22 protein-coding genes are annotated in these 21,436 nt (G+C 69.9%); 16 read left to right on the top strand and 6 right to left on the bottom strand.

Going from position 1 to position 21,436, the window contains the following annotated elements:
• The first annotated feature begins 36 nt into the window (after positions 1-36).
• From pdxR to FB390_RS10105, 4 genes are all read left to right on the top strand, one after another.
• The gene (gene pdxR / locus FB390_RS10120) at positions 37-1,467 is read left to right on the top strand and encodes a MocR-like pyridoxine biosynthesis transcription factor PdxR (protein WP_141808731.1); all 1,431 of its coding nucleotides are present in this window, start codon (positions 37-39) and stop codon (positions 1,465-1,467) included.
• A gap of 152 nt (positions 1,468-1,619) precedes the next feature.
• Entirely contained in the window at positions 1,620-1,865 is a 246-nt protein-coding gene (locus FB390_RS10115) for a DUF2630 family protein (RefSeq protein ID WP_141808730.1), read from the top strand.
• Positions 1,862-3,298: a dihydrolipoyl dehydrogenase family protein gene (locus FB390_RS10110; RefSeq protein ID WP_141808729.1), complete on the top strand. Its 1,437-nt coding sequence runs from the start codon at positions 1,862-1,864 to the stop codon at positions 3,296-3,298. The genes FB390_RS10115 and FB390_RS10110 overlap by 4 nt, the downstream gene beginning before the upstream one ends.
• A gap of 208 nt (positions 3,299-3,506) precedes the next feature.
• Complete coding sequence (locus FB390_RS10105) at positions 3,507-5,018, top strand: carboxylesterase/lipase family protein (protein WP_141808728.1); 1,512 nt, start codon at positions 3,507-3,509, stop codon at positions 5,016-5,018.
• Positions 5,019-5,022: 4 nt separating this feature from the next.
• Here FB390_RS10105 and FB390_RS10100 read toward each other — a convergent pair whose 3' ends face one another.
• Together FB390_RS10100 and cobF are read right to left on the bottom strand one after the other, a co-directional pair.
• Complete coding sequence (locus FB390_RS10100; RefSeq protein WP_141808727.1) at positions 5,023-5,892, bottom strand: Fpg/Nei family DNA glycosylase; 870 nt, start codon at positions 5,890-5,892, stop codon at positions 5,023-5,025.
• 43 nt (positions 5,893-5,935) lie between these two features.
• Complete coding sequence (gene cobF / locus FB390_RS10095) at positions 5,936-6,676, bottom strand: precorrin-6A synthase (deacetylating) (protein ID WP_141808726.1); 741 nt, start codon at positions 6,674-6,676, stop codon at positions 5,936-5,938.
• Positions 6,677-6,805: 129 nt separating this feature from the next.
• On the opposite strand from cobF, the gene FB390_RS10090 reads away from it, so the two are divergent.
• The 7 genes from FB390_RS10090 (at position 6,806) to FB390_RS10060 (ending at position 12,775) form a co-directional block, all read left to right on the top strand.
• A complete protein-coding gene (locus FB390_RS10090; protein WP_141808725.1) occupies positions 6,806-7,606 on the top strand; it encodes a thymidylate synthase in 801 nt (266 codons plus the stop codon).
• A complete protein-coding gene (locus tag FB390_RS10085) occupies positions 7,603-8,118 on the top strand; it encodes a dihydrofolate reductase (RefSeq protein ID WP_141808724.1) in 516 nt (171 codons plus the stop codon). Before FB390_RS10090 ends, FB390_RS10085 begins: the two co-directional genes overlap by 4 nt.
• Before the next feature lie 166 nt (positions 8,119-8,284).
• Positions 8,285-8,611: a cupin domain-containing protein gene (locus tag FB390_RS10080; protein ID WP_067784180.1), complete on the top strand. Its 327-nt coding sequence runs from the start codon at positions 8,285-8,287 to the stop codon at positions 8,609-8,611.
• Positions 8,612-8,823: 212 nt separating this feature from the next.
• Positions 8,824-9,858: a Dyp-type peroxidase gene (locus FB390_RS10075; protein WP_141808723.1), complete on the top strand. Its 1,035-nt coding sequence runs from the start codon at positions 8,824-8,826 to the stop codon at positions 9,856-9,858.
• The gene (locus FB390_RS10070) at positions 9,855-10,655 is read left to right on the top strand and encodes a family 1 encapsulin nanocompartment shell protein (RefSeq protein ID WP_141808722.1); all 801 of its coding nucleotides are present in this window, start codon (positions 9,855-9,857) and stop codon (positions 10,653-10,655) included. The genes FB390_RS10075 and FB390_RS10070 overlap by 4 nt, the downstream gene beginning before the upstream one ends.
• Before the next feature lie 65 nt (positions 10,656-10,720).
• The gene (locus FB390_RS10065; protein ID WP_141808721.1) at positions 10,721-11,251 is read left to right on the top strand and encodes a hypothetical protein; all 531 of its coding nucleotides are present in this window, start codon (positions 10,721-10,723) and stop codon (positions 11,249-11,251) included.
• Between the two features lie 87 nt (positions 11,252-11,338).
• Positions 11,339-12,775: a TerD family protein gene (locus tag FB390_RS10060; RefSeq protein ID WP_185757227.1), complete on the top strand. Its 1,437-nt coding sequence runs from the start codon at positions 11,339-11,341 to the stop codon at positions 12,773-12,775.
• Between the two features lie 10 nt (positions 12,776-12,785).
• Here the strand turns inward: FB390_RS10060 and FB390_RS10055 are convergent, their stop codons facing one another.
• Positions 12,786-13,454 carry a TetR/AcrR family transcriptional regulator gene (locus tag FB390_RS10055; protein ID WP_141808720.1) on the bottom strand — a complete coding sequence of 223 codons (669 nt, stop codon included), beginning with the start codon at positions 13,452-13,454 and terminating at the stop codon, positions 12,786-12,788.
• A gap of 211 nt (positions 13,455-13,665) precedes the next feature.
• Between FB390_RS10055 and FB390_RS10050 the strand changes: the two genes are divergently transcribed.
• The 4 genes from FB390_RS10050 (at position 13,666) to FB390_RS10035 (ending at position 18,668) form a co-directional block, all read left to right on the top strand.
• Positions 13,666-15,207, top strand: coding sequence for an amino acid permease (locus FB390_RS10050; protein ID WP_141808719.1), 1,542 nt, complete (start codon positions 13,666-13,668; stop codon positions 15,205-15,207).
• 64 nt (positions 15,208-15,271) lie between these two features.
• Positions 15,272-16,039 (top strand): DUF1989 domain-containing protein, encoded by a 768-nt coding sequence (locus tag FB390_RS10045; protein WP_141808718.1) that lies wholly within the window; start codon positions 15,272-15,274, stop codon positions 16,037-16,039.
• Positions 16,036-16,656 carry an urea amidolyase associated protein UAAP2 gene (locus FB390_RS10040; RefSeq protein ID WP_141808717.1) on the top strand — a complete coding sequence of 207 codons (621 nt, stop codon included), beginning with the start codon at positions 16,036-16,038 and terminating at the stop codon, positions 16,654-16,656. The genes FB390_RS10045 and FB390_RS10040 overlap by 4 nt, the downstream gene beginning before the upstream one ends.
• 50 nt (positions 16,657-16,706) lie before the next feature.
• On the top strand, positions 16,707-18,668 hold the full coding sequence (locus tag FB390_RS10035; RefSeq protein ID WP_141811656.1) for a 5-oxoprolinase/urea amidolyase family protein: 1,962 nt from the start codon (positions 16,707-16,709) through the stop codon (positions 18,666-18,668).
• A 5-nt stretch (positions 18,669-18,673) separates the two neighbouring features.
• Here the strand turns inward: FB390_RS10035 and FB390_RS33455 are convergent, their stop codons facing one another.
• Both FB390_RS33455 and FB390_RS10030 read right to left on the bottom strand, forming a co-directional pair.
• Positions 18,674-18,826, bottom strand: coding sequence for a hypothetical protein (locus tag FB390_RS33455; protein WP_185756986.1), 153 nt, complete (start codon positions 18,824-18,826; stop codon positions 18,674-18,676).
• 296 nt (positions 18,827-19,122) lie between these two features.
• Entirely contained in the window at positions 19,123-20,178 is a 1,056-nt protein-coding gene (locus tag FB390_RS10030) for an NAD(P)-dependent alcohol dehydrogenase (protein ID WP_246123944.1), read from the bottom strand.
• Between the two features lie 79 nt (positions 20,179-20,257).
• On the opposite strand from FB390_RS10030, the gene FB390_RS10025 reads away from it, so the two are divergent.
• Positions 20,258-20,908, top strand: coding sequence for a TetR/AcrR family transcriptional regulator C-terminal domain-containing protein (locus tag FB390_RS10025; RefSeq protein WP_141808716.1), 651 nt, complete (start codon positions 20,258-20,260; stop codon positions 20,906-20,908).
• A gap of 4 nt (positions 20,909-20,912) precedes the next feature.
• Here FB390_RS10025 and FB390_RS10020 read toward each other — a convergent pair whose 3' ends face one another.
• Complete coding sequence (locus FB390_RS10020; RefSeq protein ID WP_141808715.1) at positions 20,913-21,383, bottom strand: MarR family winged helix-turn-helix transcriptional regulator; 471 nt, start codon at positions 21,381-21,383, stop codon at positions 20,913-20,915.
• Positions 21,384-21,436 lie beyond the last annotated feature (53 nt).

Below are 21,436 nucleotides of genomic sequence, written 5' to 3'. Positions count from 1 at the left end.
CGACTCGATTCTCACAGTCCAATCCGAGGTGCCCGGATGCTCGACGAACTCCCGCTCGCGCTCGATCGCGACGCGTCCGAACCGCTGTCGGTGCAGGTCGCCGACGGTCTGCGCGCCGCGGCGACCTCCGGCCTGCTGCGGACCTCGGACCGGCTGCCGTCCTCGCGGGCCTTGGCGCAGCGGCTCGGCGTGAGCCGGACGGTGATCGCCGCGGCGTACGACCAACTGCACGCCGAAGGCTGGATCGCGGGCAAGCGTGGATCGGGCACCTACCTGACCACCGCGCCGGCCGCCGCGCCCGCCCACCACCGCGTCACCATCGACGCCGCGGCCGAGGGCCCGGGCTACGACCTCGGCCCTGGCGCGCCCTGCGTCGAGGCCATCGACCCAACGGCATGGCGCCGCGCCTGGCGGGCCGCCTCCGACCAGCCGCCGGTGGTGCGCAAAGACCGCGCGGGCGAACCCGGATACCGCGCGGCCGTGGCCGAACATCTGCTCCGCCACCGCGGACTGAGCGCGGGCAGCGACACCGTCGTGCTGGCCACCGCCGGGACCAGTTCCGCGGTGGGCGAACTCGCCGCCGCACTGCTGCGCCCCGGTGACGCCGTCGCCATGGAGGACCCCGGTTATCAGCGCGCGGCGGGCGCTTTCCTCGCCGCGGGCATCCGCGTGCTTCCGGTGCCGGTCGACGCCGAAGGCCTGCGCGTCGACGATCTGCCGCCCGACATCAAAGCGGTGTACTGCACACCGGCGCACCAGTTTCCGCTCGGTGCGCGAATGCCGGCCGCTCGACGTGTGCGGCTCGTCGAATATGCCAGGCACACGGGATCGTTCGTCATCGAGGACGACTACGACGGCGAATTGCGTTACGACACAGCACCTCTGCCGCTGCTCGCCGCGATGGCGCCCGACGTCGTCGTGCACCTCGGCACCACCAGCAAGATCCTCTCCCCGGTCCTCGGCGTCGGCTGGCTGGTCGCGGCGCCGTGGGTCGCCGCGGCCGTGCTCGCGCATCGCGATCGCACCGGCACCTCGCCGAGCCCGGCGGGCCAACGCGTTCTCGTCGAACTCGCCGCGCACGGTGATCTCGCCAGGCACCTGCGCAGGCTCCGGCGCGCACTCCCGCCGCGCCGGGAACTCGTCGTCACCGAACTGCGCCGCAGGGGTTCGACCGTGCTCGGCGACGACGCGGGTTCGCACGTCGTCGTGCCGCTGCCGACTGCGGAGGCCGAGCGACGCGCGGTCGCCGCGGCCGAAGCACGCGGCGTCGTCGTCGACGGCCTGGCCCGGCATCACCTCTTCTCGCAGCACGACACGCGATCGGCGCCGCCGACCACCTTCGGCATCGCCATCGGCTACGCGGCGCCGAGTTCGCGCGACCTGCACGCGGCCGTGCCGATCGTCGCCGACTGTCTCGCCGAAACGCTGGCCTGCGGCATGCCGATCGAGCCCGCCGCCGGCGTCTAGCTCCGACGCGACCCGAACGACCGGCTTACCCGGAGATCCCGCCCGCACCCGACCGCACCCGCGCACGAGCGACCCGGTCGTAGCATGGTCCATGACCGCAACCGGTCGCTGCACGTCCTGCCGTATACCTCCGAGTATCGAAGTGGTGACTCATGACCGAACAGGACATCCTGGAACGCATCAAGCAACTGGTCGACGACGAGCACGAACTGCGCTCCAAGGCGACCTCCGGCGAGGTGGACCCGGTGACCGAACGGCAGCGGCTTGCCGAGCTGGAAGTGATGCTCGACCAGTGCTGGGACCTGCTGCGGCAGCGCAGGGCCAGGATCGACGCAGGCGCCTCGCCCGACGAGGCGCAGGTCAGCCCGCCGCGCCAGGTCGAGGGTTATCTGCAGTGAGTTCCGAGCCATCCGCCGAGTACGACGTCATCGTGATCGGCGGTGGGCCCGCGGGAGAGAACGCCGCCGCCTACGCCATCGCGGGCAGCGATCGCACCGCCGCCATCGTGGAGCGCGAACTGCTCGGCGGCGAATGTTCCTACTGGGCCTGTATGCCGAGCAAGGCGCTGCTGCGCCCCGGGCATCTGCTCGCCGCCGCCCGCGCCGTGCCGGGCATCGATGCGAACGGCTTGGACGCGAAGGCGGTGCTCGCCCGCCGCGACCGGATCGTGCACGACCACGACGACTCCGGCCAGGTCGAGTGGGCCGAGAGCAGCCGCATCGAGGTGATCCGCGGCGCGGGGCGTCTCGCCGGGGAGCGGTTGGTCGAGGTCGAGGGCCGCACGCTGCGAGCCAGGCACGCGGTGGTGCTCGCGACCGGAACCCGAGCCCGCGTCCCCGACGTGCCCGGCCTGCGCGACGCCCTCCCCTGGACCTCGCGCGACGCGACCAACCTGCACGAGGTCCCGCAGCGCGTGGTGGTGGTCGGCGGCGGCGTGGTGGCTTGCGAAGCGGCGACCTGGCTCGCCGCGCTCGGCAGCGACGTCACCGTGCTGGTGCGTGGCAAGGCGCTGCTCACCAATACCGAGCCGTTCGCCGGGGAGCGGGTCGCCGACGCCTTCGCCGCTTCCGGCGTCCGGGTGCTGTTCGAGACCGAACCGGAGAATGTCACGCGCTCGGAGCCGAAGGACACCGGCGAGGGCTGGATCCACGGCGGCACTGTCACGGTGCGAACGCGCGGCGCGCACTCCGAGACGATCGAGGCCGACGAGATCGTGGTCGCGGCCGGGCGCGGACCCGCGACCGCGGAACTCGGGCTCGCGTCCGTCGGATTGGCGGACGGCTACGTCGAGGTGGACGACCACCTTTCCGCGCGCGACGTGTCCGGCCACTGGCTGTACGCGGTGGGCGACGTGAGTCACCGTGCGGCACTGACACATATGGGCAAGTACCAGGCCAGGGTCTGCGGCGACGTGATCGCCGCGCGCGCCGAGGACCGCCCGCTCGCCGGTGCTCGTTACGCCGCGACCGCCGACCACGAGCAGGTTCCGCAGGTGGTGTTCACCGATCCCGAGGTCGCCTCGGTCGGCCTCACCGAAGCGGCGGCCCGGCACGCGGGCTACGACGTGGACACCGTGGAGATCGACATCGCGGTCGCCGGATCGACGCTGGCCCGCGAAAACTACTCCGGGCGAGCCAAGATCGTCATCGATACCGCCACCGACACCCTGCTCGGCGCGACCTTCGTCGGACCCGAGGTCGGCGAGCTGCTGCACGCCGCCACCATCGCCGTCGTCGGCAAGGTTCCCCTGGAAACCCTCTGGCACGCCGTACCCGCGTATCCGACGGTCAGCGAAATCTGGCTCCGCCTGCTGGAGGCCCGCCGCCCATAGCCCTCACACACCCGCCCTGCCCGCGGCCACCATGCCTGGCCACCTGCCCGGCGGTCGGGCGGCCGCACGGGTAGGCCGCGGTGCACACGCGCCCGATCGGGCTGCTGCTTGTTCTGGAAAGCCGTGGCAATGAAACCGGAATCAGCTGGTAGGAACCGGTCGAGCCAGGTCAGCCCGAACGAGAACCTGATCCAGTTACCATCGATCAATGGTGGCAACGATCGACGTGAAGACCGCCGACGGTGTCGTCCGCGGTCGCCGGGGCCGCCGCGTGCTGCGCTGGCGCTCGGTGCCGTACGCGGCACCGCCGGTGGGCGACCTGCGATTTCGCGCTCCGCAACCGGTGCGGCCCTGGTCCGGGGTGCGCATGGCCGTCGAGTTCGCCAACGCCTCCATGCAGCATCGCGCGGGCGCCCGCATCGGGCCGAGGGCGTACCAGCCGACCAGCGAGGACTCCCTGACGCTGAATGTCACCGCGCCCGCCGCGCCGTCCGCGGGGCCGCGCCCGGTGCTGGTGTTCATCCACGGCGGCGGCTACCTCATCGGCACGTCGGCGCTGACGCTGTATTCGGGCGCCCGGCTCGCGCTGCACGGCGACGCGGTCGTCGTTTCGCTGAACTACCGGCTCGGCGCGTTCGGTTACGTCGATTTCAGCGCCTTCGGCACGCCGCAACGGCCCTTCGACGCCAACCTCGGCCTGCGCGACCAGGTCGCCGCGCTCGAATGGGTGCAGCGGAACATCGCCGAGTTCGGCGGCGACCCCGACAACGTCACCATCTTCGGCGAATCCGCGGGCGCGCACGCTGTGCTCGCGCTGCTCGCCACCCCTGCGGCGCGTGGCCTGTTCCACCGCGGCATCGCCCAAAGTCCGCCCGCCGACTGGGCTTTGAGCGCCGAAGACGCCCAGACGTTCGCCCGCCGCTGCCTCGACGCGCTCGGCGCGGACCCCGCCGACGCGACCCGCGTTCTCACCGAGGCTCCGGCCAACGACATCCGCAGGGCCGTCGACCGTACGAGCAACGCGGTGCTCGACGAGCGGCCGGGCCTGTTCCCCATCTGCCCGGTGGTGGACGGCGACTATCTGCCGGAGTCCCCGATCGACGCGATCACCAGCGGCGCCGCGCACCGGGTGCCGCTCGTCATCGGCACCAACCGCGAGGAGGGTTCGCTGTTCGCGCGTTTCGCCGACAAGCTGCCCACCAATCCGCAGCGCCTGCGCGCCCTGTTCGACCGGGCCGGAGCGGACGTCGAGGCCCGCGTCGCCGCGGCCTACCCGGGTTACCCGCAGCCGCGCGTCGCCGTGCGGATGGGCGGCGACTACGTGTTCTGGCGGCCGTCGGTCACGGTGATGGAGGGGCACAGCCGCTACGCGCCGACCTACGCCTACCGCTACGACTTCACCCCGCGCGCACTGCAACTCGCCGGTATCGGCGCCACCCACGCGACCGAACTGATCCCGGTCTTCGGCGTGGCCGACAGCCCGATCGGACGCACCTTCACCGCGGCGGGCGGACGCCGCGGCCTGCTCGCGGTGACCAAGCAGTTCCAGGACAACTGGATTTCCTTCGCGCGCACGGGCGCGCCGCTACCGTCCTGGCCCTGCTACACCGAGGACACCAGAACCACGCTGATCATCGACAACCCCACCCGGCTCGAACACGACCCAGAGCGCGCCAAACGCCTGGCCTGGCAGGGCATTCGCGTCCCGACCCTGACCTGACGGCTCACTTCAGCAACCGCGACATCCTGCGGTCGGCGAGCACCTTGCCGCCGGCCTGACAGGTCGGACAGTACTGAAAGGACCGTTCGGCGTAGGAGACCTCGCGAACGGTGTCGCCGCAGACCGGGCACGGCTGCCCGGTGCGCGCGTGCACCCGCATGCCGGAGCGCTTCTCGCCCTTGAGCCGCGCCGCGGCTTGGCCGACCGAGCGTTGGACCGCGTCGGTGAGCACGGTGCGCATCGCCTCGTACAGTTGCGCGGTCTTCTCGGCGGTGAGGGTCTTGGTGTTCGCGAACGGCGAGACCTTGGCGGTGTGCAGGATCTCGTCGGAGTAGGCGTTGCCGATACCGGCCAGCAGCGACTGATCGACGATGGCCGTCTTGATTCGCTGCGAGGTGCCGTGCAGTATCTCGTCGAACTGCGGCTCGGTGACCTCGAGCGCGTCGGGCCCGAGCCGTGCGATGCCGGGCACCATCTTCGGATCCTCGACGACGTAGACCGCGAGGCGCTTCTTCGTTCCCGCCTCGGTCAGATCGAACGCGGGCGTCGCGCCCTCGGGCGTGAAGAAGTGCACCCGCAGCGCCAAGGGGCTCTTGCCGCCGGGTTTCGGCGGGGTCGGACTCGGCTCATCGATCCAGCGCAGCCAGCCGCCGCGGGACAGATGGGTGATCAACCAGAGTCCCGAGCAGTCCATGCCGAGGAACTTGCCCCAGCGACCCGCACCGGTCACGTCCCGTCCGGACAGCGCCGTCACGGGCGGGTCGAACGTCTTGACCGCGCTCAGCGCGGCCACGTCGACACGCCCCACCACCGCGCCGACCGCGTGTTCCCGCAGGAACTGCGCCAACGCCTCCACTTCCGGTAGCTCGGGCACGCGTCCAGGGTACTGAAGACCACCGACAGCCCGGGCCGAACGATCAGCCGCGGCGCAACAGGTAGATGTCCATGATCCAGCCCTTCTCGGCGCGCAGCGCGGCCCGCCGCTCCAGGATCTCGTCCTGTACCGCGCGCAGCGGACCCGCGACGAGCGTCTCGTCCGGCATGCCGAGGTAGGCGCCCCACCAGATGTGCACGTCGTCGCCGGGCAGCTCGGTGAACGAGCACTCACCGTCCAGCATGACCAGCGTCGAACCGTGGCCGAGACCGTCCTCGCGCAGGCGTCGGCCGGTGGTGACGTGCACCGGTTCGCCGATGCGGTGCAGCACCATGCGGTGGCGCGCGGCAAGCGCCTGCGCGCTGGTCACGCCCGGGATCACCTCGTAGTCGAAGGTGGTCCGGCCGCTTTCCAGCACCAGCTCCACCATGCGCAGGGTGCTGTCGTAGAGCGACGGATCGCCCCACACCAGAATCCCGCCCACGCCTTCTTCCGCCGCGAAAGCCTCCGCGAGCAGCGTGGCCCTGCGCTCGTGCCAGTCCACGACGACGCCGCGATAGTCGGCCGGGTCGCGATCGCGCGGCGGATCGGTGATCTCCACGACCCGGTACGGCCGCTCGACGTGCTCGGCCAGGATCGCGGTCCGCACGTCGAGCAGCTCCTGTTTCTCGACGCCCTTGGCGATCACGAAGAACGTGTCGACCTGCCGCATGGCCTTGATCGCCTGCACCGTCACCTGGTCCGGGTCACCCGCACCGATGCCGATCACGAAGAGCTTGCGCATGCGCGAAAGCTTGCCAGCAGCCCACGCCCATGCCGCAAGCCGCACCGCGCTCGCGCCATTCGACCCCCGCCTCCGCGCACCACTACAGCCGGTCGTTCCCACCGACCCGGACAAGTAAGCTTGCCAACCGTGGCGACGGATACGCAGTACGAGGATTTGCTCCGCCTGGTGTTGGAGACCGGGACCGCGAAGGCGGATCGCACCGGCACCGGCACCCGCAGCGTGTTCGGCCATCAGCTGCGCTACGACCTCGGGGCGGGCTTCCCGCTGATCACCACGAAGAAGGTGCACCTCAAGTCGATCGTGTACGAATTGCTGTGGTTCCTGCGCGGCGATTCGAACGTCGGCTGGCTGCGCGAGCACGGCGTGACGATCTGGGACGAGTGGGCCGACCCGCAGGGCGAGCTCGGTCCCGTCTACGGCGTGCAGTGGCGCTCCTGGCCGACACCGGATGGCGCGCACATCGACCAGATCGGCCAGGTGCTCGACACCCTGCGCACCGACCCGGATTCGCGCCGCATCATCGTCTCCGCGTGGAACGTCGCCGAGCTGGACAAGATGGCGCTGGCCCCGTGCCACGCGTTCTTCCAGTTCTACGTCGCCGACGGGAAGCTCTCCTGCCAGCTGTATCAGCGCAGCGCGGACCTGTTCCTCGGCGTGCCGTTCAACATCGCCAGCTACGCGCTGCTCACCCACATGGTGGCCCAGCAGACCGGGCTCGAACCCGGCGACTTCATCTGGACCGGCGGCGACTGCCACATCTACGACAACCACGTCGAGCAGGTCACCGAGCAGCTGCGCCGTGAGCCGTATCCGTTCCCCCGGCTTCGCCTGCGCCGCGCGGCGAGCCTGTTCGATTACACCTACGAGGACATCGAAGTGGTTGGCTACCAACATCATCCGGCAATCAAGGCGCCGGTGGCGGTGTGAGTACGGCCGTGCGCACCCGCACCATCGGCCTGATCTGGGCCCAGACTCCCGACGGCGTGATCGGCTTCGAGAACACCATCCCCTGGCGCGTCCCCGAGGACATGGCCAACTTCCGGACCGTGACCTGGGGCCACCCGGTGATCATGGGCAGGCGCACCTGGGATTCGCTGCCGCCCAAGTTCCGCCCGCTGGCCGGGCGACGCAACATCGTGGTGACCAGGCAGCCGCACTGGTCCGCGCCTGGCGTGGAACGCGCGGGCTCGCTGGCCGAGGCGCTCGAACTCTCCGCGCCGGATCCGGTGTGGATCGCGGGCGGCGGCGAAATCTACCGCGCCGCCATGGATTTCGCGACCGAACTGTTGGTGACCGAGGTGGAGATCAGCGTTCAGGGCGACGCGCACGCTCCCGCCATCGGTCCCGAGTGGCATGCGGACGAGCCGGAGGAATGGCGCACGTCCACGACCGGGCTGCGTTTCCGCATCCGCAGATATCTGCGCCGCACCGCCGACTGAGCGCACCCCTCCGCCGCAACACGCCCAGGCCGGGCAAACCCGGCACGCGGGCGGCCCCCGTCGGGCATACTCCAGATAAGCGGCGGTGCGGACCATCGTCCGCCCCGAGCGCCCCGAGCCGGTGACACCAGCCCTGCACCGGCGGATGTGACGCGAAAGGCAGTCCATGGACAAGAAATCCCTGACCGCGGTCGCTCGCCAGCAATTGAAATTGGCCGCAACTGCCACCAGCGGGCGCAGCTCGCAAACCATCTACGGCGGTCACGCCCATACGCTGCGCCAGACCGTCGTCGGCCTCACCGCGGGCCAGAGCCTGGCCGAACACGACAACGCGGGCGACGCCACCCTGCTGGTACTCACCGGCACTCTGACCTTGATCAGCGGCGCGAACGAATGGAAGGGCTCGGCGGGCGACCTGCTCGTCGTCCCGAAGGCGCGGCACAGCGTGAAAGCGGTCGACGACGTCGCGTTCTTGCTGACAGTTGCCAAGTAGCGCGCATCGCCTGAGTGACGTCCGCTCGAGGGAACGGCACGCTCCGCGCTCTCCCGACCACCCCGAGGGCGAGTCTTACGAGCCCGTTCGCGGCCGTCTCGCTTCCCAGCGGTCGAAGCGCATGCGACGAAGTCGCGAGTCTCGACCGCTGGGAAGCGAGACACAAGGGGCCGCGAACACGCGCGCGACAGCGCGCCAATATGCTCGAGCTCATGGGTGAGCCGCAGCCGATCCTCGAACCGCTCACACCGGCGGCGATCTTCCTCGTCGCCACCATCGACGAGGGTGGCGAAGCGACGGTGCGCGATCTGCTCGCCGATATGCCCGGTTTGCGCCGTTCGGTCGGTTTCCGGCTGCCCGGCGCGGGGTTGAGCTGCGTGACCTCGATCGGCTCGGACGCGTGGGACCGCCTGTTCGCCGGGCCGCGTCCGGCCGAACTGCATCCGCTGCGCGAGTTCGTCGGCGAACACCATCGGGCGCCGTCGACGCCGGGCGATCTGCTGTTCCACATCAGGTCCGAGGTGCACGACGCCTGCTTCGAGCTGGCCATGGTGATCGGCGACCGGCTCGCAGGCGCGGCGACCATCGTCGACGAGACCGTCGGCTTCCGTTACTTCGAGCAGCGCGATCTGCTCGGTTTCGTGGACGGCACCGAGAATCCCGAGGGCACGGCCGCGATCGGCGCCGCGCTGGTCGGCGACGAGGATCCCGAATTCGCCGGTGGCAGTTACGTTGTCGTGCAGAAATACCTGCATCCGCTGGACGAATGGCGCGCGCTGACGGTCGAGCAGCAGGAGAAGATCATCGGCCGCACCAAGCTGGACGATTTCGAGCTCTCCGACGAGGACAAGCCCGCCGATTCGCACGTCGCGGTGAACACCGTGGTCGACGCGGACGGCACCGAACGCCAGATCGTCCGCGCCAACATGCCTTTCGGCAGCGTGCGTGAGGGGCAGTTCGGCACCTACTACATCGCCTACGCGGCCACCCCGAGCGTCACCGAGACCATGCTCTCGCGGATGTTCGAGGGCACCGAAGAGGCGGCCTACGACCGGATCCTGGATTTCTCGGTCGCGGTCACCGGCACGCTGTTCTTCGCGCCCCCGCTGGACTTCTTCGACGAACTGCCGCCGCCACCCGACGCGGAGACCAGCGCGGAATCTCTGCCGCGCAACGACGTTGAAATGTCCGCCGTGGCGGGCGACGGCTCACTCGGTATCGGCACGTTGAAAAGGAGCATCCCGTGAACAACCTCCATCGCGAACTCGCGCCGATCACCTCCGAGGCATGGACGGCGATCGAGGAAGAGGCCACCCGCACCTTCAAGCGGCACATCGCGGGCCGCCGGGTGGTCGACGTGTCCGGCCCGCACGGCACCGACTACTCCGCCGTCGGCCTCGGCCGCACCACCCCGATCGCCGCGCCGGACGAGGGCGTGCAGGCGCGCCAGCGCGTCGTCGCGCCGCTGGTCGAGCTGCGGGTGCCGTTCACGCTCTCCCGCGAGGAACTCGACAACGTGGAGCGTGGCGCGAAGGACACCGATCTGGATCCGGTGAAGGAGGCCGCCCGGCGGATCGCCTTCGCCGAGGACCGCGCCATCTTCGAGGGTTACACCGGTGCGAGCATCACCGGTATCCGCGCGAGCTCGTCGAACGAGCCGATCCAGGTGCCCGAGGACCCGCGCCTGGTCCCGGAGGCCGTCGCCCAGGCGCTGAGCGCGTTGCGCTTGGCCGGTGTGGACGGACCGTACTCGGTACTGCTGAGCGCCGACCTGTACACCGCGGTGAGCGAGACCTCCGACCACGGGCACATGATCCGCACCCACATCGAGCGCCTGATCCCCGAGGGGGAGATCATCTGGGCTCCGGCCATCGACGGCGCGTTCGTGCTGACCACCCGCGGCGGCGACTTCGACCTCAGCCTCGGCCAGGACCTCTCCATCGGCTACCTCTCGCACGACGCCGAGTCGGTGCGGCTGTATTTCCAGCAGAGCTTGCAGTTCCTGGTCTACACCGCGGAGGCGGCGGTCGCGCTGCGCGCCTGACGGCAGACGCGGACCCTCCGGATCCTCGGGTACGGTGACCCGGTAGTTCCAGGAGGTGCGACGGTATGACGATGGTGCGCGCGGGCGTGGTCCCGACTCGGCGAGTCATGCTCTACGGCACGCTCGGCATCGCGGTGACCGTCCTCGTGTGCGCCGCGATCGTGACCGGGTTCGGACTGAATCGGGTGTTCACCGGCCTGCTCGCGGGCGCGGTCGCGGGCATCGCGCTCCTGGTCGCGCTCTTCGGGCGCGACGCCATCGTGCTCACCGAGGGCGCCATCTACCGCCGTACGCCGTGGGCGGAGTCGAGCATCGAGTGGGACCGGGTGGTGGCGGGCCGCTTCACGCTGGACGAGCGGGCGCGCTGGTCGCTGGCGCTCGATCTGTCGGGCGGCGACGAGCGGCACGGGGAACTGGTGCTGCTGTCCATCCCACCGGTGGTCCGGCCGGTATCCGGCGCGTACGACCTGCGCAAACGCGATCAGGTCGAGCAGATCCGGGAGATGTTGCGTCACAAGCGCGTTCCGGTGACGGTGCTGCCGGAGATCGCCGGTGCGCTCAGCGCGCACTGGAAGATCGCGCCGCCCACGCGCTGAATCGGACGCGGACGAACTGTTCCGCACCGTGGCGCCGAACACGGATGACGAGCACCGCCCGCGTCGTATACGTTGACTGCTGTGTCGATGATGAAGGGCGCCAACGTTCCGGTGCCGATGTCCGCGGTCCGCATCGAGCTGGGGTGGCAGTCGGGTCCCGGAATCCCGGACGCGGATGCCTCGGCCCTGTTGCTGGTCGGCGGTAAGGTCCGCTCCGACAACGACTTCGTTTTCTACAACCAGCCGCTGCACCCGTCGGGCGCGGTCCGGCACGAGGGCAAACAGCAGGGCCCGACGGTGCTCGACGTGCTGTCGGTACAGCTGGCGCAGGTCGAACCGCAGGTCGAGACCGTCGTCATCGCGGCATCCGCCGACGGCGGCACCTTCGGCCAGTTCCGGGGCCTCTACGTGCGGGTGCTGGACGCCACGAACGGCGCCGAGGTGGCGCGCTTCGACAGCACCGGCGCCACCACCGAGACCGCGTTCGTGCTCGGCGAGCTGTACCGCCGCCAGGGCGCGTGGAAGTTCCGCGCGGTTGGTCAGGGCTACGACTCCGGATTGGCCGGGCTGGCGACCGATTTCGGCATCTCCGTCGACGACGATCCGGCGCCCGCGGCACAGCAGCCCGCCCAGCAGACCCCGCCGCCCGCGCCGACCCAGCAGTTCGCGCCGCCGCCGCAGCAGTACGCGCCGCCGCAGCAGCCGTACGCTCCGCCGCAGCAGCAATACGCACCACCGCCGCCGCAGCAGCAATACGCGCCGCCGCCACCGCAATTCGCGCAGCAACAGTACGCTCCGCCCCCGCCCCAGCCGCAGTACGCGCCGCCGCCTCCGCAGCAGCAATACGCGCCCCCGCCGCCCCCGCAGGGCGGTGGCGCGCCGGTGAACATGAGCAAGATCTCGCTCACCAAGGAAGCGCCCTCGGTCTCGCTCACCAAGCAGGGCGCCACCGGCGGCACCATGCGGGTGAACTTGAACTGGACCAGCCAATCCCAGCGCGGCGGCGGCCTGTTCGGCAGGCGGCGCGGCGGCGGCGGACTGGATCTGGACCTCAGCTGCTTCTTCGAGCTGGCCGACGGCCGCATCGGTTCGGTGCGCGCACTGGACCGCTCGTTCGGCGCGCTGGACCGCCCGCCGTTCATCCGGCTGGACCAGGACGACCGCACCGGCAGCAGCGCCACCGGCGAGAACCTGGACATCAACCTGGATTTCACCGCGCAGTTCCGCCGGATCCTGGTGTTCACCTCGATCTACGAGGGCGCCAACGATTTCCGCGGCGTCCAGGCCACCGCGACGCTGTACCCGCTGAACTGCCCGCCGATCGAGATGACGCTCGACGGCTGCGTGGACGACTCGCGTGACGCGGTGCTCGCGCACATCGAGAACATCAACGGCGAGCTGGTGGTCCGCCGGGAGGGCACCTTCATCCGGCCGCCTGCGGGCAGGCCCGGCGCCGGCGTCATGGAGATCGCGCGAATGTACAACTGGGACTTCGGTTTCAAGGCGGGTCGCGGCAAGGGCTGACCCGCCCGTCTCAGTACCCGGCGAGCCGTTCCAGCAGGACGGCCGCGTCGGCGCGCGCCTCCTCGAGGTCCCCGGTCCAGCCCAACATGCGCAGCGCGGCGTCCGGAATGGTCTGCTCGGCGTAGGCGGGCGCGCTGCCCTCGTCGGACCGGATGTTGATCACCGTCTCCACGAGCCGGAACGGCAGGACTTCCGCGCCAGGGATTCCCGCCGCGCCCGCGCCTTCGATCACGGCCTCGGCCAATGTCTCGTAGTGCCCGCGCAATTCGTCGCGGCGCAGGCGGAACGCCGCGAAGCGCTTGGTGCGCAGCTCGGGAAGCAGGTACAGCGCACCGAGATTCCAGCGCGCGGCGCAGAGCTGGCGCACGTCGTACCAGGCCAGCGCGTAGAGCCGGGTGGGCGCGGGATCCGCTTCGGCGCGCAACCGCTCGGCGAGTTCCAGTGGGGTGGCGATGGTTTCGGTGAGCAGCGCGTCGAGGATGTCGTCCTTGGCGGCGAAATGGTGGTACAGCGAGGCCTGACGGATGCCGACGGCGTCGGCCACCGCCCTCGTGGACGTGTTGGCGTAGCCCTTGGTGGTGAACAGTTCGCCTGCCGCGTCGAGGATCTCGGCGCGCGGCGTATGGCCGCGTCGGGGTCGCTGTTCCAGACGGGGACGGCCGGGACCGGGGTTTGCCACGTGCCCATTCTGGCACTGTCGATCGAGGCGGCGGTCGGGCCATCCGCTGCCGTCACCCGCCGGAGAGATTTCTGTCACTTGACAGAAACTCAGGCAACGCAGAAGTTACCGGCGTTGCCGCAAGCGATACACGGCGGACACCGAAATCGCGATCGCGAGCGCAAAACTGTCATGCGATAGATATTGGCCGCACGCCGAAGGACCCCCGCCCATGGCCACAACAGTCGCTCCGCCCCCATCCTCCGACGCCAACGTCGACAGCGCAGACCTCGCCAGTTTCGGCTATCGACCGGTGCTACACCGCAAACTGGGCCGCTACGCCTCGTTCGCGGCGGGCTTCTCGTTCGTCTCGATCCTCACCACGATCTTCCAGTTCTTCGGCTTCGGCTATTCGTTCGGCGGCGCCGCCTTCTTCTGGACCTGGCCGATCGTGTTCGCCGGGCAGTTCCTCGTCGCGCTGAACTTCGCCGAACTGGCCGCCCGCTATCCGCTCTCCGGCTGCATCTACCAGTGGTCGCGGCGGCTCGGCGGCGAGCTCGTCGGCTGGTTCGCGGGCTGGATGATGGTCATCGCGCAGGTCGTCACCGCCGCGGCGGCCGCCATCGCGCTGCAAGTGGTGCTGCCGACGATCTGGAGCGGATTCCAGATCGTCGGCGAGGACACCGCGCTGACCTCCGCGTCGGGCGCGACCAACGCGGTGCTGCTCGGCAGCATCCTGCTCGTCGTCACCACGACGATCAACGTCATCGGCATCGACCTGATGGCGAAGATCAACTCCATCGGCGTCACCATCGAGATCGTCGGCATCGCCGCGATCATCGGCCTGTTCTTCGTGAACAGCGAACGCGGCCCCGGCGTCGTGTTGCAGACCGATCAGGCCGCGCCGGGACCGTATTGGGCCGCGTTCCTCGTCTCCGGTCTGATGGCCGCCTACGTGATGGTCGGATTCGATTCCGCCGGTGAGCTTTCCGAGGAGACGAAGAACCCGCGCCGGGTGGCGCCGCGCACCATCCTGACCGCGCTGTCGGTGTCCGCGCTCGGCGGCGGGCTCATGCTGCTCGGCGCGCTGATGGCGGCGCCGAGCCTGACCGACGGCGCGCTGGCCACCGAGGGCCTCGCCTACGTGCTCACCTCGAAGCTGGACAGTCCGGCGGGCAAGGTCCTGCTCGGTTGCGTCGCGGTCGCGATCATGGTGTGCACCTTGGCGATTCAGACCGCGGGCTCGCGCTTGATGTTCTCCATGGCCCGCGACGGCAAACTGCCCTTCGCCGGGCGGCTCGCCGCGGTCCATCCCCGGTATGGCACGCCGATGCTGCCCGCCGTGGTGATCGGCCTGCTCGGCATCGGCCTGCTGGCGGTCAATCTCGGCAACGCGGCGATCTTCGCTACCCTCGCCAGCGTCTGCATCGTCTCGCTGTACGTGGCATATCTGCTGGTCACCGTTCCGCTGCTGGTCCGCCGGCTGAAGGGCTGGGGGCGCTCCGCGGAAGCCGCCGACGAATCGCTGTTCAGTCTGGGCCGCTTCGGCATTCCGGTCAACGCGCTCGCGGTGGTGTGGGGCATCGCCATGGCGATCAATCTGGCCTGGCCGCGCGCCGAGGTGTACACGCCGCACGGTGGCGGCTGGTGGATGCTCTGGGCCGCACCGCTGTTCGTGCTCTCGGTCGCGGCCGTCGGCGCGGTCGTGCACCGGTTCGTCGTCGCCGGTCCGCGTGCCGAGGCGAGCGGCGAACCCGCCGTCCAACCGGCCTGACCGCGTCCATGCCGTGCGCGGCGGCTCCGGCCGCCGCGCACGGACAACTCGACAAAGGAGCACCATGACCGAGCCATCCAGCCACACGGGCACCGCTTCCACCGAGGCCGCGCGCTCGCACGCGCGCGCCCAAGCCGCGGCCGCGACCCTCGTGACCCCCGACCTCCCCTCCGACGTACCGTCCGCCAAGGTCACTTGGGCGCAACGCATTCCGTCGAGCGGCTACGCCAACGTCGTTCTCGGCCGCGGCACACGCGTCCGGTTGAGCGATCCGGCCGGATCCGCCTGCGCGCACGTGCTTCTACTGCGCGCCGATGCGCCGTGGGAGCGGCTGAACGTGGCCGACACGGTGAAAGTGCCGTGGCAGGCTTATCTTTCCACGGGACACCCGCTCCTCACCGATCAGGGCCGGGTGCTGGCCACTGTGCTGGCCGACAACTCGGGCCACCACGACACGCTCTGCGGCCCCACCCCCGAGGCTCGCGGGCTGCTGCGCCTCGCGGGGGCCAAACAGGGCTTGGCGGCGCGCGATATCGCGCCGAGCGTCTCGTTCTTCCGCGGCGTCCGGGTTGCCGCCGACGGCGCGCTCGTCGCCACCGGCAGCGCGGCCGCCGGATCGTCGGTGGATCTGCTCGTCCACCTGCCTGCGGTGCTGCTGGTGGCCAATGCCGCGCACCCGCTCGACGAGCGCGCCACCACCGATCTCGACGTCGTCGCCTGGTCCGCTCCCGAGGACCTGGTCGCGACCCACAACAGCGACCCGGAATACCTGCGGGCCGTGCAGAACACCGAAGCGGCCTGGACGGCCATGACCCTGGAGGCGACGGCATGACCTCGACCCTGTCCCGCGCCATCGTGCTCGACGAGACCGTGCCCGCCTGCGCGCCGTGGTCGACGATCGTCCGTGCGGGCGAGCAGTGGGAGATCATCGATCTGCACGGCAATCAGGCGGTCGACTGCCTGCTCTACTCCGCCGCCGACCACGCCGACCGCTACAGCGCCCAGGCCACCATCGTCGCCCAGCGCAACATCTTCCTCACCACCGGAAGCGTGCTGCTGACCGACGCGGGCACCGCGCTGATGACGGTGCTCGCCGACGAGGTCGGCAATCACGACACCATCGCGGGCGCGTGCTCGCAGGAATCGAACACCCTGCGCTACGGGCACCACACCCGCCACCAGCACGCCTGCGTGGAGAACTTCCTCGCCGAGGCGATGAAATGGTGCCTCGGCAAACGGGATCTCGTCTCGAACATCAACTGGTTCATGAACGTCCCGGTGGAGCCGGACGGAACTCTCGGCATCGTGGACGGGTTGTCCGCTCCCGGCAAGAAGGTCACCCTGCGGGCCGAGGTCGACACGCTCGTGCTGGTGTCCAACTGCCCGCAGATCAACAACCCCTGCAACGGTTTCGACCCGACGCCCGTGCGCATGGTGGTCACCCGATGACGGTCGTCGAGGCGCCCGCCCGCGCGCCGGAAGCCGAGATCACCGAAGCCGTGGGCGCGCGCGTCGAAGTGCTGCGGCCGGGAACGCTTGTCACCGTGCAGGATTGGCCGGGACGCGTCGGCTACTGGCACGTCGGCGTTCCGCCGTCCGGCCCGATGGACGACCTCTCCTTCCGGCTGGGCAACCGGGTGCTCGGCAATCCCGAGGGTGCGGCGGGGTTGGAATGCACGCTCGCCGGTCCCGCGCTGCGATTCGCCACCGCCACATGGGTGTGCGTGACGGGCGCGCCCGCGGGCGTGACGGTCGACGGCGCGCCGGTCGAGCAGTGGCGGACGGTGCTGGTGCCCGCGGGCGGCGTGCTGGAGGTGGGCGCGATTCGCGGGCCGGGCATGCGGACCTATGTGCTGATCTCCGGCGGCATCGAGTTGCCCGAATACCTCGGCAGCGTCGCGACTTTCACGCTCGGAAGATTCGGCGGCAGCGCGGGCGCGGCCCTGCGCGAAGGAGAAGTACTGCCGCTGGGCGGATCTCACGCGCCCATCGCCACCGCTGTCCCGGCCGACGACCGACCGGTGCTGGCCAGGCGCTGGGAACTGGCCGTCACGGAGGGACCGCACGGCGCACCGGAGTTCTTCACCCGCGCCGACTTCGACACCATCATCGGCACCGACTACGAAGTGCACTTCAACTCCGACCGCACCGGTGTGCGGCTGATCGGCCCTAAGCCGGAGTGGGCGCGCACCGACGGCGGCGAAGCGGGTCTGCACCCGTCCAACATTCACGACACGCCGTATTCGGTTGGCGCACTGGATTTCACCGGCGATACACCGATCCTGCTCGGTCCCGACGGGCCGAGCCTCGGCGGTTTCGTCTGCCCGGTCACGGTGGTCGCGGCCGATCGGTGGAAGCTGGGCCAGCTCTGTCCCGGCGACGCGGTGCGGTTCGTGCCGGTGCGCCGCGAACACGCCGCGTCGCTGCGCGATCTCGGTCCCGGTAGACGGGCCTCGTGGCCTTCGGTGCTCTCCCCCGGCGGTGACGGGGACGACGGCGTGCTGCGCCGCGCCGAGGCGGACGACGAGACCGGTGTGACGTATCGCCGCGCGGGCGACGACGGCGTCCTCGTCGAATACGGCGCGATGACACTGGATCTCGGCCTGCGCGCCCGCGTGCACGCGCTGCACCAGCACCTGCTCGCGGCTGATACCCGCGGGGTGGTCGAGCTGACCCCCGGCGTGCGGTCCTTGCAGATTCGCGTCGATCCGCACGTCCTCCCCGTGCCGAAACTGTTGGACCTGCTCGCCGAGGCCGAGCGGGAGCTACCCGCCGTCGCGGAGCTCGTGGTGCCGAGCCGCACTGTGCACTTGCCGCTCTCCTGGGACGACCCCTCGACCAGGGAGGCGATCACCCGCTACATGCACGGTGTGCGCGCCGACGCACCGTGGTGCCCGTGGAATATCGAATTCATCCGGCGCATGAACGGACTGGCCACGGTCGAGGACGTCTACGACACCGTCTTCGGCGCGCAGTACCTCGTGCTCGGCCTCGGCGATGTGTACCTCGGCGCGCCGGTGGCGACTCCGATCGATCCGCGCCACCGTCTGGTGACCACCAAGTACAACCCGGCCCGCACCTGGACGCCGGAGAACGCGGTCGGCATCGGTGGCGCCTACCTGTGCATCTACGGCATGGAAGGGCCGGGCGGCTACCAGTTCGTCGGCCGCACCACCCAGGTCTGGAACCACGCCGCCACCGAGACGCCCTGGTTGCTGCGCTATTTCGACCGGATCAGCTGGTACCCGGTGAGCGCGGAGGAATTGCTCGAGATGCGCGACGATTTCGCCGCGGGCAAGGTGGAGGTGCGCGCCGAGGACGGCGAGTTCCGGCTCGCGGAGTACCGCGCGTTCCTTGCCGACAACGCCGCCGCCATCGACCGATTCCGCGCGACGCAAGCGGAAGCCTTTGCCGCCGAGCGGGAATCGTGGCGGCTGGCCGGTGAGCTCGGCGCCGAGTGAAGCGGTTACCAGCCGAGCAACTCGGCCATGTCGATCCATTCGTCGCCCCAGCGCTGTTCGATCTCACGGCGCTGGGCCTCGGCTTGCTCGGGTGACCAGCCGCAGCGCCGCCAGAAGGCCTCTCGATGTTCCTGCGTCATCCGCAACGGTTCGGTCATGGCGATCGCTCCTGCTCACCGCGGTCCTGCGCTTCCGAGTGTGCGCCTGAATCCCCGCCTCGGGACGCGGTTTCGGCGATCTCGCGCGGCGGCCGAAGCGAAGGTGGTGGAACGCCTCGTCCGGCGGCGACCCGCCGCACACGGCTGGGCTTTCAGCGCAGGTCACGGAAGAACGCGCGGACGTCGCCGGTGCGCAGCTCCGGTTCCTCCAGCGCGGCGAAGTGCCCGCCGGACCAGCGAGGCGCGGATGCCCTGGCGGGCCCGCCTGTCGTCGACGCGGGAGTACTGCGCGAATCTCAGGAAGGTGCGGAAGCGCCTGTCCGGCTGACGATCAGCACCGTCTTGCCCTGTGCGTGCCCCTCGGCGACGTGCGCGATCGCGGCTGGGGCTTCGCGCAGTGGGTACTCGCGCTCGATCGCCGGACGCAGTTTGCCGTTCTCTGCGAGTTCGGTCAGGAAGTCGAGGTCGGCACGTCGCGGCTTCATCAGCAGCGGGCGCAAGGTCTGGCGGACGAAAAGGTTCGTCACCACGACTTTTCCGATCCAGAGCACGGGACCGAGCCAGTCGCCACCGGGGGCTCCAGCCGAGGATACGAAGACGCCCTCGGGTGTGAGCACCTTGCGGTAGTCGGACAGGTGGCGGTTGCCTGCGAGATCGAGTAGGACGTCGTAGCGTTCGCCGTCTTCGACAAAGTCCGATGTGGTGTAGTCGATCACGCGATCGGCGCCCAGACCTCGCACGAACTCGACGTGCCGCGTACTGCACACCGCCGTCACTCGCGCGCCCATTGCCTTGGCTATCTGCACGGCGAAACTGCCCACACCGCCGGACGCCCCGTTGATCAATACCGATTGCCCGGCGCGCAACCTGCCGACATCGCGTAGGCCCTGCAACGCGGTCATGCCCGAATCCGGCACGGCGGCAGCCTGTTCGAAGCCGAGGCCAGCGGGCATCGGCGCGAGCGTCCCCTCGTCGACGCACACGTACTCGGCGAAGGCTCCGAAACCCGTTGCGCCATAGACGAGATCACCAACCCGGAACGACGTGACCGCCGACCCGACGGCGACGACTTCACCCGCCAGATCGTGCCCGATCACGGGATCCTTCGGTTTGCGCACACCGAAACCCATCAGCCGGATCAGGTAGGGCCTGCCGGTGAGCAGGTGCACGTCGCCGGAGGCGACCGCGGCCGCCCGCACCCGGACCAGTACCTCGTGCGGGGCGGGCGTCGGCCTGGGCACTTCCTCGACACGCAGGACGTCGCTGGAACCGTAGCGCGGCGCGACGACCGCGGTCATCCCGTGCTGTTCGGGCTTCGACATCGTTGCGCGGGGACTGGACGACTCCGACATTGCGGACCACCTCTACTTACACCGTAAGTGTGTTGACCCGAACGCTACGCTTACGGTGTAAGTCCGTCAAGGAGTGCTGATGCCCAAGCCCGCCGACCGCACCCGGCTCACCCGCGAGCTCGTGCTGCGCACCGCCGTCCGTCTCGCCGACGAACAGGGGCTCGACGCGCTGTCGATGCGGAAGCTGGCCCAAGCCCTCGGCGTGGAGGCGATGTCGCTGTACAACCACGTCGTGAACAAAGACGACATGCTCGACGGGATCGCGGATCTGGTGGTCGCCGAGATGGCGGTGCCCGAGATCGGCGGGGACTGGAAGGCGGCACTGCGCGTCCGCGCCGTCTCCGCGCACGAGGCGCTGCGCCGCCACCCCTGGGCGACCGGACTGATCGGCTCGCGCGTGAACGTCGGACCGGCGATGCTGCGCTACATCGACGCCACCCTCGGCTGCCTGCGCGCCGCGGGCTTCACCTACCAGCAGGCGGACCGGGCCTGGAACGCCATGGACGGGCACATCTACGGATTCACCCTCCGCGAGACGACCTTTCCACTCGATCCGTCCGAATACGTCGCGGCGGCAACGCATTTCCTCCCGCTCATCCCGGAATCGACGCACCCGCACATGAACGCGCTCACCCACCTCGTGATCGACGGCGCACACGACGGCATCGCCGACTTCGAGTTCGGCCTCGACCTGATCCTCGACGGACTCGAGCGCCTACTGGACGAGTAACCGGTCAGTCGGTGCGGGCGGTGGCGGCAGGGTTGGTGGCGTCGCGGATGATGCGCAGCGCGGTGGTCAGGCCGTCGAGTTGTTCCGGCGTGAGGAGTCCGGTGAACCAGCGCTGCACCGCGTCGAGGTAGTCGGGCAGGACCTGTTCGAGGCGGCGGGCTCCGGCGTCGGTCAGCACCGCGTGGGCGCTGCGGCGGTCGGCGGGATCGAGGACGCGCTCGACCAATCCCGCGGCGGACAGCCGATCGACCAGGCGGGTGACGCCGCTGGTCGACAGCGAGGTCTGCGTCGCGAGATCCGTCATGCGCAGCCGCCGCTGCGGGGAACGGCTCAACCGCAGCAAGGCGTTCAGGTCGAGACCCGAGAGGCCGTTCGACTTCCAGGTCGGCTCCAGCTTGGCGACAAGACCCTCGTGCGCCTCGTAGATCAAGCCCATCGCGGTGAGGCGCGGATCGTCGAAGAGGTCTGAGTCCATGATGCGAACCTACCCCACCTTGTTGACTCGCGGATAGTTGACACGAGGAATAG

Origin of the sequence: Nocardia bhagyanarayanae (assembly GCF_006716565.1) — a bacterium.
Taxonomy (GTDB): domain Bacteria; phylum Actinomycetota; class Actinomycetes; order Mycobacteriales; family Mycobacteriaceae; genus Nocardia; species Nocardia bhagyanarayanae.
The sequence above is the reverse complement of the archived record's forward strand: the minus strand, read 5'-3'. Positions and strand labels throughout refer to the sequence as shown.